The following is a 25,618-nucleotide window of genomic DNA, read 5'->3' as shown; positions in this document are numbered from 1 at the left end:
GGCGATGTCTTTTTTGGAGTTAACGTTCGCTACGTTGTGGGGTCTTGGTTGCTTTTCGGTTAAACTCTTTCCAGGTGTAGTGAAAGATGTGCATTAAAAAAGGTGACCAAGCCCATGAAATTGTATAGATACGTCCTGCTTTGCCTGTGTCTGTTGAGCCTTGCAGAGATTTCCCCTGCACGCGCTGATCAGGTGGGGAATGTCGACGTCGATTGGCTGGGAAATGACATCATTATTGAAGCGATCAAAGACCCGGATGTCGAGGGCGTTACCTGCCATATCGCCTATTTCGAACGTGGGTTGGTTGATCGTTTGTCGAATGGTAATTGGTTCGAAGACCCGTCAAACAGCGCAATATCGTGCCGTCAGACGGGACCAATTATAGTTGGTGACATAGATCGCAGTGACGAAGGCGAAGACGTTTTCAGCCAACGCATGTCGATTATTTTGAAAAGTCTGCGCGTGAAACGCATCTTTGATGATGCCAATCAGGTTCTGATCTACATCGCACACGCGCGCGAGGTCGAAAGTGGATCAGCAAAAATGTCGATCTCAACGGTGCCGCTCTACAGTCCGTGAGACTCATCATACCTGCCCAGGAAGGCCTTGCATTTTCAAGCACGTATCGCACACTCATCAAGTGCGCCCCGATCCCAGTCTCACAGGTTGCCGAATGACATCATCCTTGCTTCCCACTGAACTTGTGCCCGTTGGCAGGTATGACTGGCCGCGAGCGCCTGCTACCAGTTCGTTGAAGGACGGCTATCGTCGGATTTTGGAAAGGCTACGAGTGCTGGACAAGGGGAAATCCGACCTCTTGCCGGACGATCTGGAACTTGTTTCAGAAACCTTGATCCCTGATGCGCTTTGGGACGCCTTGCGGACACATCAGTTCGATTGTTTAGACAAGTTCTATTTGGATTGGGCGCGGCATACGGATGGATCGCATCCCGTATATGCTTTCGTGATGCAGCCAAGTGTGCCGCAAAACCTGCTCGGCGATTGGGCGACAGATCGGGGTTTGGAATTGGCCGAGGCGGCCGCAGTTCCAGCCGGGAAGGGCGCTCTGATCGTCCCGGACATTTCATCTTTGGTTCGGCGGAACCTTGAAGGACGGGCCGCGATGCGCGCATATTTGTCAGAGCTGAATGGCACGTCACGCAAGGTGCTCCTGGGGGTGTCGAGTTGGACCTGGACCTATCTCTCACAGACCTCTGACATCGAGGCGGTCGTATCGGATGCGCGCTGCTTTGCACCGTTCAATGACAAAGCCTTGGCAGAACTAGTGAGAACCTACATGAGCGAGGTTGAGTTTAAGTCTGCCGAGTCAGGTGAAAGCATCCTGCCCAAAGATGCCGAAGGCGAGATCAAGGATCCTTATCTGAAAACTCTTGCCGCGCGGGCGTGCGGCTGTCCATGGGCCGCGATCGGGCTGCTGGATGCCGCAGTGAATCGCGAGGTCGCCGCGGAAGGTGTTGATGACGATGCAGACGGTAGCGAAGCAGAAGATACAGCGACTTGGTTGCAGGACCCGATCTTGCCTCAATTGCCCGCGCGGATCGAGCGGATCAGCCACTTCATGTTACATGCGTTACTGATCCATGGCCCGCTAACCATAAAAGACCTGGCCGCGGTGCTTCCGATGACGTTGCCGGTGGGGCTTGCTTCTGCACTGGGCCGGGTCGGTTTGGTGGACGACGATGCGGGGAAGATATCTATCCGGCAGTCGGCCTATCCGCATGTGCGGCGCATTCTGTCCGAAGCCGGCTTGCCTCTTGATCAGATTTAGGATGTTGCGATGAACGCTGAGAATTACGATCTGACCCGACTGTTCAACGAAGTGACCAGCTGGACGTTTGTGCAGATCGCGCTGGTCATCGTCCTTTGTTTTCTGCTCTATCAAACACTGCGCTCTGTTGTGCCGCGCGTCGCCGAGCATTTGCCTGCACAGTTTCGTTTGCTGGCCTTGAACCTGATCCCGTTGGCACGGGTTACCTTGTTCGCCGTCGCTGTGGTCTTGATCATTCCGATGGTTTTCAATGTCACGCTGAAGAATTTCGTGCTGGTGTTGGGCACTGTCGGTGTGGCGTTGGGGTTTGCAATCAAGGATTGGGCCACCAGTGCAGTGGCGGGTATCGTGGCGATATTCGAGCGTCCCTATCGTTCCGGTGACTGGATACTCATCGGTAGTGATTATGGCGAAGTGATTGATATTCACACCCGCTCGGTCAAGATTCGAACCGCTGATGATGACGTTGTCACCATTCCACATTCCCGTATCTGGTCCGAAAACATCTCTAACGCCAACGATGGGTCAAAAACCCTGATGTGCATCGCCGAGTTCATGGTTGCACCGGATCGGTCGACAGCTGGGATCATCGAAATTCTGACGGATGTCGCCCACACCAGCCCCTATCTTGACTGGGCGCGGCCTGTGAAGGTGATCATGCACAATGAGGTTTACGCCACCCGTGTGCGATTGAAAGCCTATCCGTTCGAGTTGCGGGACCAGTTCAACTTCACGACAGACCTGACGACACGTGGGCGTGACGCCCTGATCAATGCCGATATCAAGATCATCTCAACGCCGGATTTTGGGGCCGTGCCAGAATAGTCGGGAACCAAACGGACTTTCACACGTTCTTCTTTCAAGTGAAAACACATAAAGGAGAAACATCATGCTAGGTTGGTCCATTACTTTTCTCGTTGTCGCCCTGATTGCCGCGTTCCTTGGTTTTGGCGGTATTGCTGGTACGGCTGCTGGTATCGCGAAGATATTGTTCTTTGTCTTCCTGATCTTGTTCGTGATCACGCTGTTTCGCCGTGCGGCCAGCTAAATCAAACGGCTCAATAACACTGCGCGCCCCTGTCTTCTGGTACGGTTCAAACCATGTTGGGTGCGCAGCTTTTTGTTGTCAGTGGTCGCGCAATCGCACTGTAGATATCGCAAATGCTCGGCCAAGGCAGGGGGCTGCATGACAAACGATCCCGATGTTGACCCCGATAACCAGATCGCAGAAATTGTTGACACCCTTCTTGATCTGCGTGATCAAAAGGGAAGGTCGATCGGGGCAATGATCGACCATTTGGGTGTGGCGTCTTTCACGCCGATTTTGTTGTTTGTCAGTTTGGTCATTGTCACGCCATTAAGTGGTGTGCCGGGGTTGTCGTCGGTCTGTGGCCTGCTGATTTCGATCGTTTCGGCTCAGTTGCTTCTTGGTCGTCAGCAACTATGGCTGCCTGACTACATCCTGCGCCGTCATATGCCGGGCCAAAAACTCCACACGGCCTTGTCTAGCCTTGAGGGACCAATGAGATGGGTGCAAAACGTCACCACGCGCCGGATGGCCGTGCTGACACTTCCACCGTTTTCCTATCTGCTTTACTCGGTCTGCTTTCTGTGTGGCGCCGCCATGCCGTTTCTTGAGCTGGTACCAATGACATCATCGCTGCTGGCGGCGGTCGTCGCGTTGCTGTCCATCTCACTGATCAGCAAGGATGGCGTGTTTGCTTTGCTGGGGTTGACCGGGCTGGTGACCACGGCGGTGTTGGTGATCACCATCGGTCAATTAATTAGCTGAGGCAGCTTCGGGGTCTATTCGAGCGATGTTATGTGTCGTTCAAACTAAGGCTCAACCGAATGGCCGTTCCGGTGTCGCGCTGTTCTGTTGAAAATTCGGCTGACAGGGATTTTGCCATCTGGTGCAGTATTTTGCCGCCCAAACCTGAACCAAGAGCATCGGATTCAGTGCCGGTCATGCCGCGACCATCATCGGCGACTGTAATGGTGACACCATTCGTTGTGACCTGACCTAGCAACGTGATCGTACCCTCGGTGTCACCAAAGGCGTGTTGCATCGCGTTGGTGACAAGCTCCGCAACCATCATTCCCAATTGCGTGGCTGTATCAATGCTGACTTCGATTGGCTCCGCAGGGATGTCACACTCAAAATTGATGCGCTCCTCAAGGTCAGTAATCGCTTCGCAAATCGTGGAAAGGTGGGCGAACAGATCGACCCGGTCGAGTTCGGCCGGTGCTTCGCTTCCCTGTTCCATCCCGGCATAGAGTGTTTGGAGGGATTGGATGCGGTTCATGATCGCCAGCAACCCTTCATTCTCGCCGCTTTCGCGGATCTGAAGCCGCGCGGACGAGTGAATAAGTGACAGGTGGTTCTTCAACCGGTGGTGCAGTTCGGTGATGGCAGTTTCGGATTGGCGCTGTGCTTCCAGCAGCGTTTCGATGGGGCTGTCTTCGATCTGCATAAGAACGCCGGTGAACCGCTGCAATGTGCCGTCATCGTCGTAGATGGGTTTGATCGACAATCTGTTCCAGAAGGTGCTGCCGTCCGCGCGAGTGTTTAGAAGGTCAGCTGCAATCTCTCTGCCTTTTCCAATTGCGTCGCGCATGCGTGAAATTTCATCTTGGTCAGTTGCGAGGCTTTGCAGAAGACGGCAGTTCTTTCCAAGCAACTGTTCGCGAGAGTATCCGGTCAGATCGCAGAACAGATCGTTGACGAACACCAATGGATTGTCCGGCAGGTTCGGGTCGGTCAGGCAAGTGGCATATGGAAGTTCGGACAGGTTCTTACGCAACCAGGAATCATCATATGTTCGGGACATCAAACGGCCTGTTCTGTTTGCAATGCTTACCTTTTCCCAATTGGGAAGCGGTGTGCAAAATTGTGTAAGACAAGGCGACGCGTATCACTCAACGTCGTCGCGATTAATTGCGGTGTGGATGAAATTTCCCGTGTTAGAAGTTGTGCCGGAAATCGCTATTGGGTCAATCACTTCGTCGAGTCAACCCTTTCAGTCGGGTCAGTTGGATACCACAGAAGCGGCCTCGGCCAATGTCAGTTCGCGCAGGCCCACCGTGCCCAGCAGCACATCATCTTCAACCACCAATGCGACATCAATGTTTAGCCGTGTCAGCAATCGGATGGCATATCGAGCCTGCATGTTCCCAGAGATGTTGATCGCGGGCTTCTCCATCACCTCGTAAACACTGACCCGTTTAGGTGCGCGGTTTTTGGCAAAAACCTGACGCGCGATCATGCTGATTGTCAGGACGCCGAACTCGTCATCAGGCGACCGCTTTTCGATGACCAACGTGTTATGTCCGGATGTTTCAATGATCTGTAAGGCTTCAGCAACCGATGCCAAGCCGTTGATGATATGTGGGTCTTGCCGTACGGCGTCGCGGACGCGGATTTCTTCCGGCTGGCTCATAATTCGTCCTTCTCTAACGATGCTTTCAGGGCTTTCACCTGTGTTTCAAGCCCGATTGCGTCTTCGATGTCGATCTGGAAGACCACGCCGCGCCCGGGTTCCTTTAAGAACTCGCCCGCAACACAGATTGTTTCAAGGATATTGGCGGCAAGGTGTTCCTCGACCAAAAACAGCGCCATATCCCGCTGCCCGGCTACCGTCAGGCCCAGAAAGGTCTTCTTCTTCTCCAACCCTTCACCACGCACGCTTGTGATAACCGTGGCCCCGGTGGCGCCAGCACTGCGGGCAGCGTCAACAATGACGTCCGTATAGGCATCCTGCACCAGCGAGATGATCAGTTTGAACTTCATTCGATGTCCTCCGTTTTGGCATCTGGCGCAGACGGTTCGGCCCGCCGCGCGTCATTCCATTGCACCAGTTGCGCATAGCCCATAACCGTGATCATCGGAAACAGGCTGGCCAGCGCGATCAATCCGAACCCGTCAAGGGCCGGACTGCGGCCCGGCACGGTCGAGGCCAGCCCAAGTCCAAGGGCTGCCACCAACGGCACAGTTACAGTCGATGTCGTGACACCACCGCTGTCATAGGCCAGTGGCACGATGTTCTTTGGCGCAAACATGGTCTGCACGATAACGACCGCATAGCCCACAATCATATACATATAGAGCGGGGTTCCCGTGACGATCCGATAGGTACCGAACACAAGGCTCAGGGCCACGCCGGTCGCAACCGCGATACGAAGTCCCCATTCCCTCACTGTTCCGCCAGATACTTCGCGAGCCTTGATGGCGACGGCAATCAGGGATGGTTCGGCGATCGTGGTGGAAAACCCAATGGCGAAGGCGAACAGATACGTCCAGCCATGTGCGGTCCAATCCGTGGGATCGACCAGAAAGGCAGGGTCGGTCAACTGGCGGGCCATGGCTTCGCCCAGCGGGAACAGCGCCTCTTTTAAGCCAAACAGGAATAGTCCCAGACCCAGCACGACATAGACACCACCCACCAGAACATTGCGCAGATGCGGCACAGGCCTGCGCAGCACGACGGCCTGAAAAAAGATCAGGACGGCAAGGATCGGCAGCACATCTTTGATGGTCGCAACGAAAGTGATCAGCAATTCGTGGATCATCGCATTGACCCCACGATCCCGAAGCCCAGCACGAAAACGATGGGCAGAAGGCTGGCAAAAGCGACCAGTCCAAAGCCGTCGATCATCGGGTTGCGACCCTTGATGACGCTGGCCAGACCGACCCCCAGCGCGGTGGTCAGGGGCACGGTTACAGTCGATGTCGTTACGCCGCCGCTGTCATAGGCGATGCCGATGATCTCGGCCGGGGCAAAAGCGGTCATGATCACGACAAGAACATAACCCCCGATGATCAGATAATGGATCGGCCAGCCCAGCAATATCCGCATTACGCCGATAACAAGGGACGATCCAACAGCCGCAGCAACCGTATATCGCAACGCATCGGCATAGCTGGTCTGCTCGCCCTTGGTTGGGCCAACGGCCCCGATGTCGGACATGACCCTTGCCGCTTCGCGGCTGACGGCGATCAGGGCTGGTTCTGCCACTGTGGTGCCAAATCCCAACGAGAAGGCAAAGGTCAAAAGCCAGAACAGGCTGCCTTTGTTGGCGAAGGCATCTGCAAGAGATTCTCCGATGGGAAACAACGCAAGTTCCAACCCCCGAATGAAGATTGCCAGCCCGGCCATGACAAACAGAAGCCCAATTAGCTTTTCGCCCACATCATCCATGGGTTGCCGCAGGATCAGAAATTGAAACATTGCCACGACGCCAACGATGGGCGCCAGATCACGGGCGGTGCCAAGTGTCAGATACGCAAGGGATTTTATTTCTTCCAGCAACGGGTTCCTGCCAAATGCGTGGATCAAGCAGGCGGGCCTGTCAGACCGCGACCTCTGTCACCGTTTCATGCTGACCTAATACTAGAACCAAGCCAACCGGCATACAATTCGGTTCTCGCCCAAGTGGTTTGCGATCAGCTTGGTGTGTCCCAATTTCGGCATTCACGCCTTTTTCGAGAAGGGGTCCTTTGCAGTGTGCAATCTGAGGTGCCTCATAAAGGCGCGTGCGACGCTGGAGGTGGGTCTGTCGTCTGAGGACACGAAATAACTGCGGTATTCGATCTGCGAGGCAAAAGGGCGAAAGACAACATCATCGGATCGGTATTGCACGATGGGGAACGGGTTCACGATGGTTAGCCCCAGCCCTTCTTTTGCCAGATCAACCGCCGCAAACGACGTTGAGGCCTCGGCCACAATGCGGGGCGTGCTGCGGTGTGCTTGCAGCACCTTATCCAGCTGCGCGCGCCGGGCGTGGCGGTGCGTCAAGGCCACAACCGACTGTTCATGCAGGTCGGCAGGGTGGATGATCGGCCTGTCTGCCAGTGGGTGATCATGTGGCATTGCACAAACCGCGCTGGCAGACCGGTAAGGGGTCAGTTTCACACCGTTCCGCGACAGCTCAACCCCGCTGACACCCAAATCAAACCGCCGGTCGAGGATGCCGCGAATGACATCTTCGGACGGAGCCACATCAAGGCTGACATAGAAATGCGGGTTGGTTTTCAGAAAGGTCGCAATGTGATGCACTAGGAAGCGGTGGGCATAAGTCGGGGGCGCGATCAGGCGCAGGGTTTCGCGGGCCATTTCGGGGTGGCCGTCGATCCGGTCTAACGCCTCGAACAACGGATCCAGCCGCCGGTTCATCTGCACTGCTTCGCTGGTGGGGCGCAAACGTCCCCCCTCACGCTCAAAAAGGATTCGGCCTGTGCGGGCTTCAAGGCTGGCTATGGAACGGCTGACTGCGGATTGCGATAAGCCTAGTCTGACCGCCGCTTTTGATGTCGTACCGCTTTCCATCAAGGCGCGAAGGGCCTGATATTCGGGCAAACTATGCCAGGATTTGGTCGGCATAAGGCTCTCTCTTCATAAGTGTAATCACCTTATGAGAAAATATCATGAAGATTTCTCTCGTCTATGAGAAACTCTGACATAAGCTGGCGCGGTGTTGCCTTGGGGGAAATCACACGTGAGCGGCCAAACCACACCTTTGGTGTTTGATGGGCATAACGACGTTTTGCTGAAGCTTTATCGCGGTGGCGGTAAAGCCGCTGCACAAACCTTCTTGACTGGTCGCGATGGTGCCATCGACATTCCACGCGCCCGAGCAGGTGGTTTTGGAGGTGGGTTTTTTGCCGTTTACATTCCGTCTCCGGTCGATGCGGACTTCAAGATGGAGGAGATGGCGAAGCCAAGCTATGATCTGCCTCTGCCTGACCCAATCGACTGGGAAGACGCGTTTCCCGTAGCCATGGCGCAAATCGCCATTCTGTTTGACCTGCAAGATCGTGGTGCGCTGACCGTTTGCCGCACGGCAGCGCAGATACGAAAGACGCTCGAAGCTGGTCACATCGCCGCCATTCTGCATATCGAAGGGGCCGAAGCGATTGACGCAGAGCTGAATACGCTTGAGGTGCTGTATCAAGCAGGGCTGCGCTCGATTGGCCCGGTCTGGAGCCGGTCGACGATCTTCGGTCATGGTGTCCCGTTTCGCTATCCCGCCACGCCGGATATCGGGGATGGATTGACCGATCACGGGCTGCGCCTGATCCGTCGGTGCAATGAGCTTGGCATCATGATAGACTTGTCCCACCTGAACGAAGCCGGATTCTGGGATGTTGCGCGCCATTCGACCAAACCCTTGGTGGCAACCCATTCAAACGCCCACGCCATATGTCCGCACAGTCGCAATCTGACCGACAAACAACTGGCGGCGATCCGCGAAAGCGATGGTATGGTCGGGTTGAACTTTGCGGTGGCCTTCTTGCGCGATGACGGGAGGATGCTGTCAGATGTGCCGCTGACACAAATGCTGCGCCATCTAGACCATTTGATAGAACATCTGGGCGAGGATCGCGTCGGTTTGGGATCAGATTATGACGGGGCTGTCGTGCCCCAAGACGTAACGACTTGTGCCGGTCTGCCAAAGCTCAGGCAGGCCATGGCGCAATACGGATATGGCGAGGCATTAATATCTAAGCTTTGCCATCAAAACTGGCTGCGTGTGCTGGAAAAAACGTGGGGGGAATAGCCCCAACCTGCATGCAGCCCAAACAGTAACCGAACAGGAGAGGTTCAAATATGAATACCATCAACAGATTGCTAACAAGTGCTGCGATCGGTCTTGCCGTGGGGGTGTCATCCTTTGCCGCCCACGCCGAGACACCCGCCAACATGCTGGTCATCGCCAACCGTATCGATGATGTGACCACGCTGGACCCAGCCGAGAGTTTCGAGTTCGCTGGCTCGGACATCAGCCGCAATATCTATAATCGTCTGGTCTACTTGGACCCGCTTGACCTTGCTGCGGGCTACCAACCGGGCCTTGCCGAAAGCTGGGAGGTCAGCGAGGATGGCAAGACCATCACCTTCACCATGCGCGAAGGGGTCACGTTCCATTCCGGCAACCCGGTGCGGGCCGAAGACGCCGCGTATTCGCTGCAACGGGCCGTCATTCTGAATAAGACGCCGGCGTTTATCCTGACTCAGTTCGGGTTCACGCCGGAAAACGTGGCTGAGACCATTAAGGCTGACGGCAACAAGCTGATGATCACCACCGACAAGCAATATGCGACCTCGTTCGTGTTGAACTGCCTGACGGCCACCATCGGTGCAATTGTCGACAAGGAAGTCGTCATGGCCAACGAGGTCGAGGGTGACATGGGCAATACCTGGCTCAAGACAAACTCGGCCGGGTCCGGGCCTTACACGCTGGACAGCTGGAAGCCGAATGAAAGCGTGACGCTTGTGTCGAACCCCGACTATTACGGCGGCGCCCCTGCGATGGAGCGGGTGATCGTGCGTCACGTGCTGGAAAGTGCGTCGCAGCGTCTGCTTCTGGAACGCGGAGACATCGACATCGCCCGCAACCTGAACCCGGAAGACATTGCCGGTGTGATGGAAGCTGGCGGCATCAAGGTGGAAGACGAGCTCAAGGGCCGTCTGATGTATCTGTCGCTGAACCAGAAACACCCCGAGCTGTCCAAGCCCGAGGTGCGGCAGGCATTCAAATACCTGATCGACTATGAAGGGATGAAGAACAGCTTCCTGAAAGGTCAGTATACAATCCATCAGAACTTCCTTCCCGCGACTTATCTCGGCGCGTCCGAGGAAAACCCCTTCTCGCTGAACATCGAGAAGGCCAAGGAACTTCTGGCCGCAGCAGGTGTTGAAGGGCTTGAGATCGAAACCGGTGTGCGTGAAGCGCAGGAGCGGATCGAAATCGCGCAATCCCTGCAAAACACGCTGGCGCAAGCCGGGATCACCCTGAACATCACCGTGGGCACCGCAAAACAGATCCTTGCCCGGTATCGCGCCCGCGAACTGGACATGTATCTGGGGGCTTGGGGGCCGGACTATCCTGACCCGCAAACAAATGCGGGCACGTTTGCCTATAACCCCGACAACAGCGACGAAGCACAGGCCACCGGCCTTCTGGCCTGGCGCAACAGTTGGGATACGGGCGGGCTGACCGAAAAAGTCGAAGCCGCCGTGACCGAAGGCGATCGCGACAAGCGGATCCAGATGTATCAGGATATACAGGCCGAGTTCCGCGACATCTCGCCCTTCGCGATCATGTTCCAGCAGATCGAACAGTCTGCGCTGCGTGAGAACGTAATGAACTGGTCCACGGGACAGGCTGTGACCTCTGCCGCTTACTGGCAGGTCACCAAGTAAATGGCCCTGAGCGAAGACAATCACGAGAGGCGCCCGCCAAGGGCGCCTCTTTCCGCCACGTTATGGCCTGTTGCGCGCACAACCCTTCGAACGCTGGGGTCGATTGCGGTGACGCTTCTGGGCCTGTTGTTTGTGACCTTCATCATCGGGCGGGTCATGCCGATTGATCCTGTGTTGTCGATCGTGGGAGAACGTGCTTCGCAATCAACCTATGACGCTGTTTATCAGCAACTTGGGTTGGACAAGCCCCTGATTGTACAGTTTCTTTACTATATCTGGGATGTACTGCACCTGGATTTTGGCACCTCGTTGCTGAACGCGCGTCCAGTGTCGGAAGACATCGCGCGGGTATTCCCAGCCACGCTTGAGCTTGCCACACTCGGTATCCTATTTGGCGTTGTTCTGGGCGTGCCTCTTGGCGTTCTGGCGGCTGTGCGCAAGGGATCGTGGATTGACCAGATCGCACGTGTCGTTGCGCTTGTCGGGTATTCCATGCCGATCTTCTGGCTGGGCCTGATGGGGTTACTGGTCTTCTATGGAATACTTGGCTGGGTCGGTGGACCGGGCCGCGTCGGCATCTTCTATGTTGACGTGGTGCCCAGTGTCACCGGTTTGCTGCTTTTGGACGCCGTGCTTGATGGAAACTGGGACGTATTCAAGGACGCGTTTTCCCACATCATCCTGCCTGCATCGCTTCTTGGCTACTATTCATTGGCTTACATCAGCCGGATGACGCGGTCGTTCATGTTGGAACAACTCAGCGCCGAATATGTGACCACCGCGCGTGTGAAGGGCATGTCGGAATGGGACGTGATCTGGAAACATGCGTTTAAGAACATTCGCGTGCAACTGATCACGGTGATTGCGCTGAGCTATGCAGGCCTTCTGGAAGGGTCCGTCCTGACCGAGATCATCTTCTCATGGCCCGGCATTGGCAGCTATATCACCACGGCCCTACTGTCTGCCGACATGAATGCTGTGCTTGGCGGCACCGTCGTGGTGGGTTTGGTTTTCATCCTGCTCAATATATTCTCTGACCTGCTCTACAAGGTCTTTGATCCACGCGCGAAATAGGGCGGGACAGTAACAATGACTGAACTAACACTGAAACAATGGCTGTTGACGGACACTCCGACGTCACGCCGCCATGCGAAAATTTCGGCTTTCTATCAGGGCTGGCTGTCTTTTCGCAGCAACACGATGGCGATGATCGGGTTGGGAATTCTGGTGGCGCTGGTTGTCATCGCCGCCGCCGCGCCGTGGCTTTCGCCGCATAATCCCTTTGTGCAGGATCTGGGCAACCGGCTGGCACCTTTGGGCACAGATGAGCATGTTCTTGGCACCGACAGTCTGGGTCGGGATATTCTGTCTCGGCTGATCTATGGCGCACGGATCACGCTTTACATCGTGGCGCTGGTTGCGCTGATCGCGCCGGTCGCAGGGCTTCTGGTCGGCACGATATCGGGCTATGTGGGCGGCTGGACGGATACCGTTTTGATGCGCATCACTGATATCTTTCTGGCGTTCCCGCGGCTGGTTCTGGCGCTGGCCTTTGTGGCGGCCTTGGGCGCTGGGATTGAAAACGCAGTGCTTGCCATTTCGCTGACCGCCTGGCCCCCCTATGCGCGGATTGCGCGGGCTGAAACGCTGACGATCCGGTCGTCGGACTATATCAGCGCGATCAAGCTGCAGGGGGCAGGCGCGCTGAGGATCATCACCAAGCATATCTGGCCACTGTGCATTTCTTCGCTGATCGTGCGGGTAACGCTGGATATGGCAGGGATTATCCTCGCCGCCGCTGGTCTTGGTTTCCTTGGCCTTGGTGCGCAACCCCCCAGCCCGGAATGGGGCGCGATGATTTCGGAAGGCCGCCGGTTCATTCTGGATCACTGGTGGGTCGCCACCATGCCCGGATTGGCTATCTTCACGGTGTCTTTGGCCTTCAACCTTCTGGGCGACGGTTTGCGTGACGTCCTTGACCCGAAAGCAGGTGAATGATGAGCATCCTTCTTGACGTTGAAAACTTGTGGGTGAAATTCCCGTCCCGCCATGGGGTGTTTGACGCCGTGCGTGGAGTGTCTTTCGCATTGGGGCGCGAGCGGTTGGGGATCGTAGGCGAAAGCGGGTCCGGTAAGTCGATGACGGGCCGCGCCATCCTGCGCCTGATCCGGCCACCGGGAATCGTTGAAGCCGATCACATCAACCTTGAGGGCGTCAACCTGCTGGGCAAGACCGAAAAGGAAATGCGAGATGTGCGCGGGCAACGGATCAGCATGGTGATGCAAGATCCCAAATTCTCGCTGAACCCGGTGATGACCATCGGCGACCAGATCATCGAAGCCTATCGTCTGCACAGCAAAGCCTCAAAGTCTGAGGCATACAACAAGTCACTTGAGATGCTTGAAGCCGTGTCAATCCGAGACCCCGAACGGGTCATGCGCGCTTACCCACACGAGATGTCAGGCGGGATGGGCCAGCGGATCATGATCGCAATGATGCTGATCCCGAACCCCGAAATTTTGATTGCGGACGAACCGACATCAGCGCTGGATGTGTCCGTGCAGCGACAAGTGTTGGATATCATGGACAAGTTGGTGAAGGAACGCGGCATGGGCCTGATCTTTATCAGTCACGACCTGAACCTTGTCGCCGATTTCTGTGACCGGGTCTTGATCATGTATGCGGGCCGCATTGTCGAGGTATGTGATGCTGACAAGTTGCATGAGGCCAAGCACCCCTACACCCGCGGACTGCTGAACTCACTTCCCCGGCTGGACGCGCCACGCGACCGGCTTGAAGTGTTGCAGCGTGACCCCGCGTGGTCCGAAGCACCAAGTGTGAGTGGTCGCGTATGAAGATGTTAGAAGTTCAGGACCTGAACGTCTGGTTCGGCACCCATCGCGACCGGGTGGACGCCGTCAAACATGCCACATTCGATGTGGCGCAGGGTGAAAGTTTCGGTTTGGTTGGGGAAAGTGGGTCGGGAAAGTCTACGATCTTGCGTGCCATAACCGGCTTGGCGCCCGATTGGTCGGGCAAAATCACGGTTGAGGGTCAGGTGATTGGGCACAAACGGCCCAAGTCGTTCTTCAAAACCGTTCAGATGGTGTTTCAGGACCCCTATGCCTCGCTTCACCCGCGCCATTCGGTTGATCAGGTCTTGGGTGAAACCTTACATCTGCATGGGTTTAAAGATATTGACGCGCGGGTGGTAAAGCTGTTGGACGACGTGGGGCTGGGGCAGAAATTCCGCTTTCGGTACCCACATCAGCTTTCTGGTGGTCAACGGCAGCGTGTGGCGATTGCCCGTGCTCTTGCACCGGAACCAGATTTGCTTTTGCTTGACGAACCCACCTCGGCGCTGGATGTGTCGGTGCAGGCAGAAATTCTGAACCTGCTGGCAGACTTGCGTATGGTGCACAACCTGACTTATGTGATGGTGTCCCATGACCTTTCTGTGGTGGGCCATATGTGCGACCGTCTTGCGGTGATGAAGGATGGCGAGATTGTCGAGGTGCTGGATGTTGATGTGCTCAGGCACATGAACGCCGAGCATCCATATTCAAAGCAATTGCTGGAAGCCTCACTTTAGCAGGTGTCTGAACACCCGTTCGATTGATCCGGATAGCGGGCGCAAACATGTTTCCCTTTGCGATTATCTGATTTAAGCATCAGGTCAGTTTCGACGCTGAGTGCTTGGTGTCGGCGTTATCGTGGGGGGCAACATGGTCATCGAAGCGCTAGAGCGTCAAACACTTGAGTTACTTGCTGAAAAAGGGCGGCGATGTGACTTCAAGAAAGGTGCACAGATTTTCAGCCATGGTGATCCTGGGGCATCATTGCTGATCATGGAATCGGGACAAGCGGAAGTCAGCATCACCACCGCAACGGGCCAGAAGTCCATTCTGGGTCTGGTCGGCGCAGGTGAAGTTATAGGTGACATCGCTTGTTTGGATGGCGGACCGCGCAGCGCCGATGTTGTCGCTGTCGAACCGGTAATTGGTTTGGAAGTGGCCCGCCGTGAAGTTCTGCAAATCCTGAGAGAGGATGGCGACAGCGCCATTCTTGTCATTATGGCCCTCTGCCAGAAAGCCCGCAATGCGTCTGAGATGTTTGAACTGAAGGCACTGGCCAGCGGTCGGTCGCGACTGGCCAGCTGCGTTCTGCGTCTGTTGAAAGATCAGAATGCGGAAGCTGGAAACAACCGGGTTCAGGTCAGTCAAAGTTGGCTAGGGGCTTATGCAGGGTTGACACGTGAAAACGTAAACCGACAGTTGCGCATATGGGCCAAGGACGGAATTGCGCAGTTTGAAAAAGGGGCGGTCGTTGTTACGAATCTGAATGCGCTGGAAGACATCGCGTTAAATGATGGCGATTGAAAATGATGCGGATAACTGCGCCTTTCATGAAATAATCACATATTCGCTGCAAACATGTCTGCAAGTGTGACCTGCGTCACAAGTTTTGACGCAATTTGCGCTTATACATAGAGGTGGAAGCGCTGAAGGCCCTAAAACAAAAGGTTTTTTAGCACGATAACTTAGCAAGGTATCGCTTTGGGTGGCCGCATTGCGGCGTTGGAGCGACATTACATCCCGGCTTCTGCCGGACATTTCTGGGGTGCTTCCACCTGACAGATGACGGTCGGGTAGGGCTACATCAATTATGGTGGCCGTGAGTGGTGAAGGCGCTACGTCAACTCCGGGTTGTCCGACCCGGAGGCGCCGACCGCCCGCTTTTTTCGATGTCCGCACGGATTGCTTCGAAACGAGACATCCATTCACGTTCGCCGCGTGTTTCGATCATCTCTTCGGCTTGCTTGATCAAATCCTGAGCGTCCTCCAGATCGCCATTCGCAGCTTTCACCTTAGCCAGCACAGCATTGTAAAATGGCAGATTTAACTGGGCGCCGATGGCACTGGCATGGCTGATAAAGCCTTCGAACATAGGTGCAGCCTCCAGATCGCCGTCATAAACTCTAAGCAGTGATTGCCACAACCGTCCAATCAACGACCAGAATCCGGCATTCTGCTCGTCAGCAATTTCAATGCCGGTCTGGATTTCGGCCAAGGCAAGCGGCAAATGACCGCCTTCAAAATATGCCTGTGCCCCAAAAATATGAATCCAAGGCAACTGCGTTGTTGCGCCGATCGCGTTTAGGTGGCTTTTTGCGGCCGCAATCGCTTCTACAGCGCCAGTCTTGTCACCTTTGCGAATAAGGATATGCGCATCTGCCGACAGGACCGCAGCCAAGGGGTCTGCACCGATTTCGACAAACAGCATCCCATGATCTTCTGAGCGATAGAGGTTTTTCAACGCATTACTGCTGTTCTCGGCCGCTTCGAATTCACCGGAATAAAGCTCTTGAGCGGTTTTGTTAACCAACCACAAGACGGAAAGTTCATCAGACCCGTGTTTGGTTAGCTTTTCCATTTGGTCAACCAATTCACGGCTGGAACGGACTTCGCCGCTGATGATACGATGAGCGAACAGGCCGTAGAGCGTGATCATCCGTTGTCGGTCGGTGCCCTTGGCGTAGCTGATTGCACTTTCGAGCTTTTTATAGCTGTCCAATACATTCGGATGAGAAAATCCCAGTCGTTGTACCAAGGCACTGGCATGCAGCGATAAAACCGGGAGGTATTCTTCCCGCGTGACGAACTTACCCTTCGCCTGCTTCTCCATATCAACCTGTGCACTGTCCAGATATTTGATGGCCGGGTCGAAGTTGGCCGCCATCAACATTCGGACACCCGCAGCGATACAGGCTGACGGGATCTGATCGTGGGCTTTGGCAGCCAGAATATGGTCGGCCAGCAGCTCTGGCAATCGGGCAACAAGTTCTGGTTCTTCCTGTCGCAACTGATCAGCAAATTGCAGATGAAGGGCGCGGCGGCGCTTTCCGGGCAGCATCTCATAGGCGGCATCGCGCAAAAGGATGTGGTCAAATGTCAAACCATCGCGCCGCTTGTGTAGAACACCGTTGATGGTCAGAACACGCAGTTCGTCTTCGATACCGGTTCGGTCGGACAACAGGAACTTTGCATGTTCAGGATCAAAAACACGCCCCAAGATTGAAAGACATTGAACTACATCTTTCAAAGGACCAAGTCCGTCGATGATTGCTTGGAAAGTTGCTTCGATGGTTTGGGGCAAGGGCAGATTACCGGCTTGATTGCCCAGTTGGCGAGAACGCTCTGCCAAAGCCAACAGGAACAACGGGTTACCCTCTGCGCCGGAAATGATGCTGCGACGCGTTTCATCCTTCAATTCTTTATATGCGGCAAGCGCATCATAAGCAGCCGTGTCAGACAATGGTTGAAGGTCGATCGCTTGGATATCTGCTTCGTCAATCAACGTGGTCATCTGGTCACAACGTCGGCTGGTGATAACTATTCGGTTCGTGAACCCTGGATCGTTGATCAGTTTGCGAAGGACGGTTGCACTTTCTTCATCCACCCAGTGAAAGTCGTCGAATGCCAATGCCGCCTTCTTGTGTTGAGCCAGCCTGTGCAGGGCTTCGGTCATCAATTCAATTCGGCGTGCTTTTTGTTGTTCCGGAGGAAGACGCACTGGCGTTGCATCACGAAGGCCCAGAACGGAAGCCATCAGGTTCAGGTCTTGCTCAGAGGGGGCGAAACCGATGCCTGATAGGCCTGCCAGCAACACGCTTGGAGGCGAGGCGTCGGTGAGGGAAAGCTCGCTTCGCACGGCCTCTATCACGGGAAACAGCGCTGTTTGGCTGAGATTTGCCCGTGCGTCCAAACAGATGACGGGCGTCGTATCAAGGCGGTGGACCAGTTCATTCAGCACCGCTGACTTGCCGATTCCGGCAGGCCCAACCAGTGCGAAGGTTGTCGCTGTACTTCCCATTAGGGTTGACAGTTCGCTCTCGCGCTCAAGGAGCTTTCTGCCACTGTCCGATTGCTCAAGAAATGTAAAGCCAGTTACGCCGATTATTTCAACAGGCTGGTCGATGCCTTTCAGAGCAAGTTGTTCATGCGACGTGATGTCCAGCTTTGCCAACCGCGACAAGAACGATTGTGTTTCGCCCGAGATAACGACGCCACCGGTTTGGGCTTGTTCCTGCAAGCGGGCTGCGCGATTGACATGCAACCCTGCCAATTGCGGGAAAAGTGTGCCGGTTTGGCCCACCCGGCACATGACCTGACCGCTGTCGATCCCGACGCGAACATTATGGCCGTGCAGTTTATCCGGGGCGCTTTTTGCAATGGACAGACCGGCAGCAATAGCGGAAAGCGCGGAATCTTCCCCGTCATGGCCCAGCCCAAAACATGACAGGACACCATCGCCATAGCGTTGCAAGACGGTGCCGCGATAGGTTGTGACCACATTGCTGACCAGCGCGTGGAACGCTGCGATTGTGTCGTCGTAGTCCTCAAGCTCGGCTGAATTGGCATAAGCGGTCGACCCGACCAGATCGACAAATTGGATTGTCAAAACGCGTAATTCGGGGTTCTGTGCGTCCAGAACCGCTTCTGCACCGCAGTGCCCACAGAATTTTGCACCCTGAACCAGCGGCTCGGAACATGCCAAGCAATTAATAACCTGCATTATATCCTCTAATAACCTGCATTATATCCTCAATCGTTGCGCCGGACCCAGGACCGTGCTTCTGCCGCATGTCTAACGCGGCGGCTGTCTAATGGGTTGGTCATCGACCATGAGCACCAGATCCTGAACGCACCCGGAAGCCCCCGACCGCGATCATCCAAAAGCGGCCTGACATCCATTTGCGTATTTGGAAAGCCGTCTGCACTGGGATCCGTGACCGAAACTTCTCCAGTGACCGGTGCAACGTAGGATCGGTCCAGTTGCAGATCGAACGCGTTATAAAACATGCGCCCGCGTGCATTGCGGGTGACAAATGTCATATCCAGTAAGTCCGATATGGCCCCGTGGGCCGCATGTCCCGACAAGGCGACGGGATCGCGATGCTGCTGGGCACAGTATTCAATCGACAACCCGTCTGCATTCGAGGCGGTGAAACGGGAATTTTCCACGTTAATGTCGGCGTTTGACTTGGGCATCGCATAGAAAAATTTGCCGGCGAAGATGGCTGAGGCATTGTTGACGTAAAGTCGGCGCGGATACAGAAGCGGTGCGGAGAGTCCTTCATCTGTGTGTGTATAGGGGATTGCGAATGTCGCTTCGCCATATGGGCGCATGGCCAGAAAATTCGGAATGAACGATCCGCGCACATTGTGGTAGCTGCAAAAGGACATGCCCACCGGGTGATAGCCCGGTCGTACCATCGGGCAGTGACCCAGGAAAATGCCATCGGGCAGCATTACCGCCACTTCTTCACGCGGACGTTCATAGAAGAAGAAAACGCCCGTCATTTCGCCCCGCGCAAAGAATGGTGTCAGCGGCCAGGCGGTTCCGGAAATCGAGTTCGTCTGAAACATCGCCTTTTCAGGCAGGGTGTTTTCGCGCGGGATATCATCGGCACCGACATTCGGAAGGTCGACCCCCGTAATGGCCGACGCACAGGCGATCCCGGACATTGTGGCGCCCTCAACGCAGCCCGCGTTCAGCCCACAGCGCGTCCAGTCCCCCGCGAGATACAGGTTGGAGAACCCGCTCTCGGATGGAGCAAGTCGGTGATAGACGCTGTTGGTGACCGATAGAACATAGCGTTCAGACCCGTACATATTGACGCGGGAATAAACCGCTGCCTCGGGGCTTTGATAGAACAACCCCTTGTCGAACTTGCCGCGTTTTTTGGCGTTGGGCCAAATATCCGGCAGGTCTTTGTCCATCCATGTTGCGATATTTGTGTCGAATTCATCCAGTGTTTCACCATCCAGCGCAGGTGCGCAGAAGTATGAAATTGAAGTCGGACCGGGATCGGGCCAAGCCTCGTGTTGGATCAGGTGGGACATGTCCGCCCATGTGTCCAGAGGTTCGGCAAATCCGGTGATGATCGTGCGCATGGGCGATGAAGGAATGGCCTTGGCGTCATTATGCGCCTCCACCTGTGCCTCCCACCCCAGATCCTTGGCAGATTTTTTCAGCCACAGTTGGGCGGCATGGGTGCCAACCGTTTTCACCCGATCCAGCATCATGCGCCAGCGGTCTGACGTCGCTGACAATTCGCGCGTCAAATAGGGTAGCGAACCCAACGACGCACCCAGAAGCACAATGTCGAAATCTTTGCCGCGTTCCAGCTTGAACGGCGCGCCGGTTGGCAGCGATTTCTCGCATTCGAAATCAACGCCTTGCTTCTTCAGTTTTGCACCATCCACAAGCTGTGACCAAAGCGGCTCGGATGGCCAGCAGGGGAGACCTCCGACGTCGACCAAGGGTTGGTAGTGTCCCGATTTCACTTCGGCCTGACGGACCATTGACAGGCGGTCAATACGCGTGCCGGTGTCGTTCAGGTGCAATTCGCGGGCTGCGCAGAAGAATTCGAACTTCACGCCAAGGGCCGACAACACTTGATAGTAAGGGCCGAAGATTGTGTCGCCCATACCGGCCTGCATCTTGTGAAAGATTGCGGTCGAATAGGTGAAAATCAAGCGGGACATGGCGCGAATTGCGGTGCCCGCGCCGGTGTCACCCTGACGGTCGGTGTTGCCTAGCGGAAAGCCGAACACAAAATCATAGCAGCCGCGAATGGCAACCCAATCCAACGCCTGATCGCTTGCTTTGTTCATCCGTAGCCAATCCTTAAACTCCCACTGATCAAGCACATCATACCCGCTGGTAAAAGTGTCGGACCCAACGACCCCACGCATATAGGCCAGCCCGATATCAACCAGATACAAGCCGCGGCGCTTTGCGTCGTCCTGAATGTTCTTAGGCGTTTCCATCGCATGAACAGCAGCCTGTGCGTCGATGATAAAGTCCAGCAGGATATTGGTATCGCGAGTTGTGTGCTTTGCCGGATCAGCAGGCATTGAGTTTAAGTGGCTAAGAATAGCTTGATGGTGCCCCTGCAATCCTGAGGGAAGTACGATGCCCAACTGGCGATGAGGCCCATCTTCCAGTTCACCCTTCTTCATAAATTCGATGACGATCTCAAGAATGCTCATCATCATCTGGAACGGGCTGGGCACTTTAGTTTCCGAACCTGGCTGTTTGTCATTGCTGGGTAAATCAATCACCCAAGGGCGCCATTGGTTTGCGTCCAGCGATGTTGTTGGCACCCGCTCGGCTAAGAATAAGTGGGACAGGGGTTTGAACGCTTTGTCCATCGTGCCCAGTGGGTCACTTTCCTTGCGCAACCCCAGATCGACCAGTTGCTCATAACAACGACGCATATTGCGAAAGGCATTGTCATAGAAACCTGCCCAGACATGCAGCCCGTGTTCTTCAATTCGCTGGCCGAAATCGGCATTGCGCCCGCTGGCGCCTTTGCCTCCATTACGCCAACCCAATTGGTAAATGGTGATATCGAATTTCTTGTCCCAGTCTGGCGTTTGCGTGATGGCATACACTGCCGTAATCGCACCCACACCGCCGCCGATCACGGCAATTTTTTGTTTGGCCATCCCCATGTCCTTACATTTTTTTGAAAACCCGTCCTGTTTTGGTATTTCGTTGGTGCCGGACTGCTCTCCTTTTGGTTTTTTCTACCTTAACACTTGGTTAGTTTCTACGTTAACGATTTCCTCAGAGGTTGTTTCATTGCTTCCTCATAAGGGCAGGGTGCCAACCAATGTCCTCGATCTGATGGATTTCAATCACGGCGCGGTTTGGGCTAAATCTAGTAAAAGTTGCGAAGACTTTTCTTTTGTTCTTTATATGCGCACGCATCGCTTGGGTAAGCGTCTGGCCATAAGTGCATCAAGCGGTTCGGTATTGTCTCACCTGCGCTAAGGTGCTCGTGTGCAAGGTGGCAGTTGATCCTGTTCGTCCTCGCTTTTCATATGAGACCGTCACAGAAAAAGTTCGAGGAGGATTGATGCCAGGACCACAAAAAACGCCGCCGCAAGCCGAGCTGCCATTGACCAGACGGTCTCTCCCGATTGCATTGATGCGTGCCCGCGAAAAGGTCATGGGACCCGTGCGCGAGATGCTTGCACCGATTGGCATCACGGAACAGCAGTGGCGAATTCTTCGTGTGCTGGCAGAGTATGGTCCGCAAGATGCAACGCATTTGGGCGAGAGGACCAGCCTGCTTTTGCCAAGCCTGACGCGGATCATTCAGGCGATGGTTGCAAACGGTTTGGTGACGCGCACTCAGGATATCGCCGACCGGCGACGGCAGACGCTGGAGATTACGGCGGCAGGACTACAGATAATTGACGATAATCTGAAGCAGGCTGGCCAGATTGCGGACAGCTATGTGCGCCATCTTGGACGCGAGCAATATGAAGCACTTCTTGATGCGCTGGAATGTCTTGAGAAGTTGTAAGCAGCAGAAAAGACTTGCTAATTACCGTTCTACAAGGCGAAAGGGGCCGGGTCTTTAAAATCTGACAAAAGTAGTCAAGAATGCTTTACCTGACTAAAAAACTCATCTATAGCGGGCCAACGCACCAAGAAAAACGAGGGCCCCATGTTCCGAACGACGCTTTTTACAACAACCACGCTACTTTGCAGCTCCGTCTTTGCACAGGCACATACGCCGGAAGACATCCTGAAAAATTATGCTGATATCGCACAGGCAGGGTATGAAGACAGTCTTGCCCTTGCACAAAAACTGAACACCGCGGTCGACGCGCTTCTGGCCTCTCCGACAGACGCCAATCTGACCGCTGCGAAAGCCGCCTGGCTGGCCGCCCGTGTTCCCTATCAACAGACCGAGGCGTTTCGCTTTGGCAACCCCTCTGTCGACGAATGGGAGGGCAAGGTAAATGCTTGGCCTCTGGACGAAGGGCTGATTGACTATGTTTCTGCCGATCTGGGCGCCAATGACGAAAACCCGTTCTCGACGGCAAACGTTATTGCGAACCCCGAACTGACCGTGGCTGGCGCAACGGTTGATGCCTCTGAAATCACACCCGCCCTTCTGGAAAGCTTGCACGAGGTTGAAGGAATTGAAGCCAATGTGGCAACCGGTTATCACGCCATCGAGTTTCTGTTGTGGGGGCAGGATTTGTCAGGCACCGATCATGGTGCGGGCCAACGACCCGTTACGGATTTCGACATGGCCAATTGCACCGGAGGCAATTGTGATCGCCGCGCTGCCTATCTGAAGGCGGCAACAAATCTGTTGATTACGGACCTTCAGGACGCGGTTACCAACTGGTCTGAAGGCGGGCAGGGGCGTGCTGATGTCACCGCAGACGCAAACCGGGGCATTGTCATGGCCTTCACAGGTTTGGGCAGCCTCTCTTACGGCGAACAAGCCGGCGAGCGAATGAAACTGGGGCTACTGTTGAACGATCCCGAGGAAGAGCATGATTGCTTCTCGGACAACACCCACAACTCGCATTATTTCGATGGGTTGGGTATTCGCAACGTCTATACCGGTCGGTATGTGCGTGTTGATGGCTCGGTCGTCGACGGTCCGTCGCTGTATGAACTGGTGAAGGAACGTGATGAAGCACTGGCCGACAACCTGCTGGGCGACATGGATAAAACCATGATCGCGCTGGGCGACATCCGCTCGGCAGCGGAAGCCGGAACGTCCTACGACCAGATGTTGGGCGCGGGGCATCCGGGCGGGGCGCTGGTGCAGAACGCGATCGATCATCTGGTTGCGCAGACCCGCAACATCGAACGTGCCGTGGCGCTGGTTGGGGCGGATGGTGTGTCGATCGAAGGGTCCGACAGTCTGGACAATCCAACAGCCGTATTTGAATAAGTTTCCTAGTGCTTAGAAAGCGTGAGGGCAGACGTTATGCGTCTGTCCTTACTTTATTTCGGCAGAACCGGTGCAGATTGTTCAAGGTTCAGTTCTGCGTCTGAAAATACCCAAGGCCCGCGCACGCCCGGTACACCGTCCGGGGAGATTTGCATGCCGCGATGTAGCAATTGCGGATTGGCGAAAGTCTGTTCCATCGTATTGATCGGACCTGCTGGCACGGTGGCGGTTTCAAGTGCTGACAGGATGTCAGCCATGGACCAGCTTGAAAGTGAGGCCTCGATCTGCGGCGTCAGGTCCGCGCGGTTCGCCACACGGTCTTGATTGGTGGCGAAGCGGGCATCCCCGGCCAGATCTTCGCGCCCGATCACGCCGCAGAACCGTTGAAACTGCCCGTCATTTCCCACGGCGAGGATGATGTATCCATCCTCGACCGGGCAGGCTTGATAGGGAGCGATGTTCGGATGCTCGTTGCCCATTCGGTTTGGGCTGGTGCCAGTGGCCAAATAATTCATTGCTTGATTGGCCATCATGGCGGTGGCGCAGTCCAGAAGGCTCATATCGACATGCTGCCCGCGCCCGGTGCGGTGTCGCTGTTCGACAGCGGCCAGAATGCCGATGGTGCCGTAAAGGCCGGTCACGATATCGGTGATGGCGACACCTACCTTCTGGGGTTGCCCCTGCGGGTCGCCCGTGACGGACATCAGACCCGAAAGCCCTTGCAGAAGAAAGTCATAGCCAGCCCGTTTCGCCCAAGGTCCATCCTGACCGAATCCGGTCACGGAACAATAGATCAGGCGCGGGTTAAGTTTGGTGAGGCTTGCGTAATCCAGCCCATATTTAACCAAGCCGCCCACTTTGAAGTTTTCGATCAAGATGTCAGCATCCTTGATCAGATCTCGCACGGTCTGCTGACCCTCGGCAGTGCGAAAATCGGCGGTCACACAGTCCTTGCCCCTGTTCGCGCAGTAATAGTAAGCTGCGGTCTTGTCGCCATCCCGTTCAACGAACGGCGGACCCCATTTGCGGGTGTCATCACCATCTGGGCTTTCCACCTTCACCACTTCGGCGCCCAGATCGGCAAGCGATTGCCCGATCCATGGACCGGCCAGAATACGGGCGAGTTCGACGACTTTCAGTCCTTCAAGCGGGTGCATGGCGGCTCCTAGAGGTATGGGGGGGTACAGGCGGACACGATGCGAGCAGAGCGGTCCGAGATGTTACGAAAGCGGTGCGGTTCGCGCGAATTAAAAAGATACGCGTCACCCGCCTTCAGCACGCGTGTGACGTCGCCGACGGTGATTTCCAACTCGCCTTCAATGACAATGCCGCCTTCGTTGGCTTCGTGTTCGATCATGGTTTCACCCGTGTCAGCGCCGGGCTCATAGAGTTCTTGCAAGACTTGAAGCCCATGCGCCTTGGCGTCGCCCACCTGCTTGATGGTGATCATCCGCTGCGCCGCTTCATTGTCTTGATACAGCGCCGATGTCAGGTCGCGCAGATCAGATGGCGTGAAGAACACTTGATGAGTCGCAGGCGCTTCAGGTTCAAAAAATTCGGACATCGACATGTTTAAGCCGCCCAAAATCTTGCGCAGTGACGCGACTGACGGTGAGGAATGGTTCCGCTCGATCATCGAAATCTGTCCATGGGGTACTTGCGCGGCTTCGGCCAACTGCCTTTGAGACAAGCCAAATAGCTGTCTGAGCGATTTCAATCGCGTGCCGACATCGAACTCGTCCTGCATCACTTTTCCTTCCCATTGCGATTTTGCCAAAGCCTGCACGGCCAACCGCTGTCGCAAATACTGCGCAAAATTTTGATAGCATTGCGCAGTATTTTGCGCAA

The 25,618-nt window shown here is 55.3% G+C and carries 24 protein-coding genes; 14 read left to right on the top strand and 10 right to left on the bottom strand.

Annotated features, from left to right (window positions below):
- Window positions 1-114: 114 nt before the first annotated feature.
- From MWU51_RS09080 to MWU51_RS09060, 5 genes are all read left to right on the top strand, one after another.
- Complete coding sequence (locus tag MWU51_RS09080) at window positions 115-579, top strand: CreA family protein (RefSeq protein WP_247036560.1); 465 nt, start codon at window positions 115-117, stop codon at window positions 577-579.
- 94 nt (window positions 580-673) lie between these two features.
- Window positions 674-1,789, top strand: a complete 1,116-nt coding sequence (locus MWU51_RS09075) for a hypothetical protein (RefSeq protein WP_247036559.1) — start codon at window positions 674-676, stop codon at window positions 1,787-1,789.
- Between the two features lie 9 nt (window positions 1,790-1,798).
- A complete protein-coding gene (locus tag MWU51_RS09070; protein ID WP_247036558.1) occupies window positions 1,799-2,614 on the top strand; it encodes a mechanosensitive ion channel domain-containing protein in 816 nt (271 codons plus the stop codon).
- 64 nt (window positions 2,615-2,678) lie between these two features.
- Window positions 2,679-2,837 (top strand): DUF1328 domain-containing protein, encoded by a 159-nt coding sequence (locus MWU51_RS09065; RefSeq protein WP_091430782.1) that lies wholly within the window; start codon window positions 2,679-2,681, stop codon window positions 2,835-2,837.
- Between the two features lie 138 nt (window positions 2,838-2,975).
- Window positions 2,976-3,581 carry an exopolysaccharide biosynthesis protein gene (locus MWU51_RS09060; protein WP_247036557.1) on the top strand — a complete coding sequence of 202 codons (606 nt, stop codon included), beginning with the start codon at window positions 2,976-2,978 and terminating at the stop codon, window positions 3,579-3,581.
- A gap of 28 nt (window positions 3,582-3,609) precedes the next feature.
- On the opposite strand, the gene MWU51_RS09055 is transcribed toward MWU51_RS09060, so the two are convergent.
- The 6 genes from MWU51_RS09055 to MWU51_RS09030 form a co-directional block, all read right to left on the bottom strand.
- Complete coding sequence (locus MWU51_RS09055) at window positions 3,610-4,620, bottom strand: PAS domain-containing protein (RefSeq protein ID WP_247036555.1); 1,011 nt, start codon at window positions 4,618-4,620, stop codon at window positions 3,610-3,612.
- Between the two features lie 198 nt (window positions 4,621-4,818).
- A complete protein-coding gene (locus MWU51_RS09050; protein WP_247036553.1) occupies window positions 4,819-5,229 on the bottom strand; it encodes a CBS domain-containing protein in 411 nt (136 codons plus the stop codon).
- Complete coding sequence (locus tag MWU51_RS09045) at window positions 5,226-5,579, bottom strand: P-II family nitrogen regulator (protein WP_247036551.1); 354 nt, start codon at window positions 5,577-5,579, stop codon at window positions 5,226-5,228. The genes MWU51_RS09050 and MWU51_RS09045 overlap by 4 nt, the downstream gene beginning before the upstream one ends.
- Window positions 5,576-6,358 carry a DUF1538 domain-containing protein gene (locus MWU51_RS09040; RefSeq protein WP_247036548.1) on the bottom strand — a complete coding sequence of 261 codons (783 nt, stop codon included), beginning with the start codon at window positions 6,356-6,358 and terminating at the stop codon, window positions 5,576-5,578. Before MWU51_RS09040 ends, MWU51_RS09045 begins: the two co-directional genes overlap by 4 nt.
- Complete coding sequence (locus tag MWU51_RS09035) at window positions 6,355-7,125, bottom strand: DUF1538 domain-containing protein (protein WP_247036546.1); 771 nt, start codon at window positions 7,123-7,125, stop codon at window positions 6,355-6,357. The genes MWU51_RS09040 and MWU51_RS09035 overlap by 4 nt, the downstream gene beginning before the upstream one ends.
- A gap of 135 nt (window positions 7,126-7,260) precedes the next feature.
- Entirely contained in the window at window positions 7,261-8,169 is a 909-nt protein-coding gene (locus MWU51_RS09030; RefSeq protein ID WP_247036544.1) for a LysR substrate-binding domain-containing protein, read from the bottom strand.
- Between the two features lie 115 nt (window positions 8,170-8,284).
- On the opposite strand from MWU51_RS09030, the gene MWU51_RS09025 reads away from it, so the two are divergent.
- The 7 genes from MWU51_RS09025 to MWU51_RS08995 all read left to right on the top strand — a co-directional run bounded on the left by MWU51_RS09025 (window position 8,285) and on the right by MWU51_RS08995 (window position 15,371).
- Entirely contained in the window at window positions 8,285-9,346 is a 1,062-nt protein-coding gene (locus tag MWU51_RS09025) for a dipeptidase (protein ID WP_247036542.1), read from the top strand.
- Between the two features lie 50 nt (window positions 9,347-9,396).
- Window positions 9,397-10,992: an ABC transporter substrate-binding protein gene (locus MWU51_RS09020; protein WP_247036540.1), complete on the top strand. Its 1,596-nt coding sequence runs from the start codon at window positions 9,397-9,399 to the stop codon at window positions 10,990-10,992.
- Window positions 10,993-12,066, top strand: coding sequence for an ABC transporter permease (locus MWU51_RS09015; RefSeq protein WP_247036538.1), 1,074 nt, complete (start codon window positions 10,993-10,995; stop codon window positions 12,064-12,066).
- Between the two features lie 15 nt (window positions 12,067-12,081).
- Complete coding sequence (locus MWU51_RS09010) at window positions 12,082-12,990, top strand: ABC transporter permease (protein ID WP_247036536.1); 909 nt, start codon at window positions 12,082-12,084, stop codon at window positions 12,988-12,990.
- Window positions 12,990-13,847 (top strand): ABC transporter ATP-binding protein, encoded by an 858-nt coding sequence (locus tag MWU51_RS09005; RefSeq protein ID WP_247036534.1) that lies wholly within the window; start codon window positions 12,990-12,992, stop codon window positions 13,845-13,847. The genes MWU51_RS09010 and MWU51_RS09005 overlap by 1 nt, the downstream gene beginning before the upstream one ends.
- Window positions 13,844-14,584 (top strand): ABC transporter ATP-binding protein, encoded by a 741-nt coding sequence (locus MWU51_RS09000; protein ID WP_247036532.1) that lies wholly within the window; start codon window positions 13,844-13,846, stop codon window positions 14,582-14,584. Before MWU51_RS09005 ends, MWU51_RS09000 begins: the two co-directional genes overlap by 4 nt.
- A 133-nt stretch (window positions 14,585-14,717) precedes the next feature.
- Window positions 14,718-15,371, top strand: coding sequence for a Crp/Fnr family transcriptional regulator (locus MWU51_RS08995; RefSeq protein WP_247036530.1), 654 nt, complete (start codon window positions 14,718-14,720; stop codon window positions 15,369-15,371).
- A gap of 316 nt (window positions 15,372-15,687) precedes the next feature.
- Here MWU51_RS08995 and MWU51_RS08990 read toward each other — a convergent pair whose 3' ends face one another.
- Window positions 15,688-18,567, bottom strand: a complete 2,880-nt coding sequence (locus tag MWU51_RS08990; RefSeq protein WP_247036528.1) for an AAA family ATPase — start codon at window positions 18,565-18,567, stop codon at window positions 15,688-15,690.
- 29 nt (window positions 18,568-18,596) lie between these two features.
- Window positions 18,597-21,509, bottom strand: coding sequence for an acetoacetate decarboxylase family protein (locus MWU51_RS08985; RefSeq protein WP_247036526.1), 2,913 nt, complete (start codon window positions 21,507-21,509; stop codon window positions 18,597-18,599).
- Window positions 21,510-21,922: 413 nt separating this feature from the next.
- On the opposite strand from MWU51_RS08985, the gene MWU51_RS08980 reads away from it, so the two are divergent.
- Together MWU51_RS08980 and MWU51_RS08975 are read left to right on the top strand one after the other, a co-directional pair.
- Entirely contained in the window at window positions 21,923-22,375 is a 453-nt protein-coding gene (locus MWU51_RS08980) for a MarR family transcriptional regulator (protein WP_247036524.1), read from the top strand.
- A 144-nt stretch (window positions 22,376-22,519) separates the two neighbouring features.
- Window positions 22,520-23,770: an imelysin family protein gene (locus MWU51_RS08975; protein ID WP_247036523.1), complete on the top strand. Its 1,251-nt coding sequence runs from the start codon at window positions 22,520-22,522 to the stop codon at window positions 23,768-23,770.
- A gap of 53 nt (window positions 23,771-23,823) precedes the next feature.
- On the opposite strand, the gene MWU51_RS08970 is transcribed toward MWU51_RS08975, so the two are convergent.
- Both MWU51_RS08970 and MWU51_RS08965 read right to left on the bottom strand, forming a co-directional pair.
- Window positions 23,824-24,927: a CaiB/BaiF CoA-transferase family protein gene (locus MWU51_RS08970; protein ID WP_247036522.1), complete on the bottom strand. Its 1,104-nt coding sequence runs from the start codon at window positions 24,925-24,927 to the stop codon at window positions 23,824-23,826.
- Between the two features lie 8 nt (window positions 24,928-24,935).
- Complete coding sequence (locus MWU51_RS08965) at window positions 24,936-25,517, bottom strand: cupin domain-containing protein (RefSeq protein WP_247036521.1); 582 nt, start codon at window positions 25,515-25,517, stop codon at window positions 24,936-24,938.
- Window positions 25,518-25,618: the final 101 nt, after the last annotated feature.

This window comes from Aliiroseovarius sp. F47248L, from assembly GCF_023016085.1.
GTDB lineage: Bacteria > Pseudomonadota > Alphaproteobacteria > Rhodobacterales > Rhodobacteraceae > Aliiroseovarius.
This window is presented reverse-complemented; position numbering and strand designations above follow the sequence as displayed.

What these genes read in the sequence shown, in the direction of transcription:
- MWU51_RS09010 (WP_247036536.1), top strand. Translation starts at nt 12,082, where the DNA reads ATGACTGAACTAACACTGAAACAATGGCTGTTGACGGACACTCCGACG.
- MWU51_RS08975 (WP_247036523.1), top strand. Translation starts at nt 22,520, where the DNA reads ATGTTCCGAACGACGCTTTTTACAACAACCACGCTACTTTGCAGCTCC.
- MWU51_RS09055 (WP_247036555.1), bottom strand. Translation starts at nt 4,620, where the DNA reads ATGTCCCGAACATATGATGATTCCTGGTTGCGTAAGAACCTGTCCGAA.
- MWU51_RS08980 (WP_247036524.1), top strand. Translation starts at nt 21,923, where the DNA reads ATGCCAGGACCACAAAAAACGCCGCCGCAAGCCGAGCTGCCATTGACC.
- MWU51_RS09030 (WP_247036544.1), bottom strand. Translation starts at nt 8,169, where the DNA reads ATGCCGACCAAATCCTGGCATAGTTTGCCCGAATATCAGGCCCTTCGC.
- MWU51_RS09040 (WP_247036548.1), bottom strand. Translation starts at nt 6,358, where the DNA reads ATGATCCACGAATTGCTGATCACTTTCGTTGCGACCATCAAAGATGTG.
- MWU51_RS08970 (WP_247036522.1), bottom strand. Translation starts at nt 24,927, where the DNA reads ATGCACCCGCTTGAAGGACTGAAAGTCGTCGAACTCGCCCGTATTCTG.
- MWU51_RS09050 (WP_247036553.1), bottom strand. Translation starts at nt 5,229, where the DNA reads ATGAGCCAGCCGGAAGAAATCCGCGTCCGCGACGCCGTACGGCAAGAC.
- MWU51_RS09015 (WP_247036538.1), top strand. Translation starts at nt 10,993, where the DNA reads ATGGCCCTGAGCGAAGACAATCACGAGAGGCGCCCGCCAAGGGCGCCT.
- MWU51_RS09060 (WP_247036557.1), top strand. Translation starts at nt 2,976, where the DNA reads ATGACAAACGATCCCGATGTTGACCCCGATAACCAGATCGCAGAAATT.
- MWU51_RS09000 (WP_247036532.1), top strand. Translation starts at nt 13,844, where the DNA reads ATGAAGATGTTAGAAGTTCAGGACCTGAACGTCTGGTTCGGCACCCAT.
- MWU51_RS09045 (WP_247036551.1), bottom strand. Translation starts at nt 5,579, where the DNA reads ATGAAGTTCAAACTGATCATCTCGCTGGTGCAGGATGCCTATACGGAC.
- MWU51_RS09070 (WP_247036558.1), top strand. Translation starts at nt 1,799, where the DNA reads ATGAACGCTGAGAATTACGATCTGACCCGACTGTTCAACGAAGTGACC.
- MWU51_RS09005 (WP_247036534.1), top strand. Translation starts at nt 12,990, where the DNA reads ATGAGCATCCTTCTTGACGTTGAAAACTTGTGGGTGAAATTCCCGTCC.
- MWU51_RS09065 (WP_091430782.1), top strand. Translation starts at nt 2,679, where the DNA reads ATGCTAGGTTGGTCCATTACTTTTCTCGTTGTCGCCCTGATTGCCGCG.
- MWU51_RS09020 (WP_247036540.1), top strand. Translation starts at nt 9,397, where the DNA reads ATGAATACCATCAACAGATTGCTAACAAGTGCTGCGATCGGTCTTGCC.
- MWU51_RS08995 (WP_247036530.1), top strand. Translation starts at nt 14,718, where the DNA reads ATGGTCATCGAAGCGCTAGAGCGTCAAACACTTGAGTTACTTGCTGAA.
- MWU51_RS08990 (WP_247036528.1), bottom strand. Translation starts at nt 18,567, where the DNA reads ATGCAGGTTATTAATTGCTTGGCATGTTCCGAGCCGCTGGTTCAGGGT.
- MWU51_RS08985 (WP_247036526.1), bottom strand. Translation starts at nt 21,509, where the DNA reads ATGGCCAAACAAAAAATTGCCGTGATCGGCGGCGGTGTGGGTGCGATT.
- MWU51_RS08965 (WP_247036521.1), bottom strand. Translation starts at nt 25,517, where the DNA reads ATGCAGGACGAGTTCGATGTCGGCACGCGATTGAAATCGCTCAGACAG.
- MWU51_RS09080 (WP_247036560.1), top strand. Translation starts at nt 115, where the DNA reads ATGAAATTGTATAGATACGTCCTGCTTTGCCTGTGTCTGTTGAGCCTT.
- MWU51_RS09075 (WP_247036559.1), top strand. Translation starts at nt 674, where the DNA reads ATGACATCATCCTTGCTTCCCACTGAACTTGTGCCCGTTGGCAGGTAT.